Source organism: Paenibacillus woosongensis, from assembly GCF_009725165.1.
In the GTDB taxonomy this organism is placed as follows: Bacteria; Bacillota; Bacilli; order Paenibacillales; family Paenibacillaceae; genus Fontibacillus; species Fontibacillus woosongensis.
On sequence record NZ_WNZW01000054.1, the window covers coordinates 1 to 424 of the forward strand.

Sequence of the window (424 nt, forward strand, 5' to 3'; positions counted from 1 at the left end):
GTCCGAACACCGTTCCGATTCCGCCTACGATGGCGTTGAACACCATATGAGCGGACATTTCCGCACCTGCAACCGTATCCGGCTGCAAGATCCCCATCAGCTGACCGAAGAACGTACCTCCGATAGCGGTGAAAAATCCGCTGATCGCTGCGGCGTACAGCTTTACTCTTGCCGTATTAATGCCCAGTGCTTTGGCCGCTTCTTCATCCTCACGGATGGCCGTCAAGTAAAATCCGAGCTTCGACCGCTCAATATACCAGGATACGAAAAGAACAATCGCGGTAAAAGCGAGAATGATATAGTAGTACGGCACACTGGAGAGAAACTGAAAGCTTGCAATACCGCCGTCGGTTACGAGCGGAATGATCAATCCTTCGGAGGAGCCCAGCTCAATCGGACCAATCTTGGGCACCGATTTCAGAAT

At 51.9% G+C, this 424-nt stretch carries 1 protein-coding gene; it reads right to left on the bottom strand.

The window, feature by feature from the left end; all coding sequences use genetic code 11:
• Positions 1–424, bottom strand: a 424-nt coding sequence (locus tag GNP95_RS25575; RefSeq protein ID WP_196427329.1) for a branched-chain amino acid ABC transporter permease, incomplete at both ends; no start/stop codon positions are given.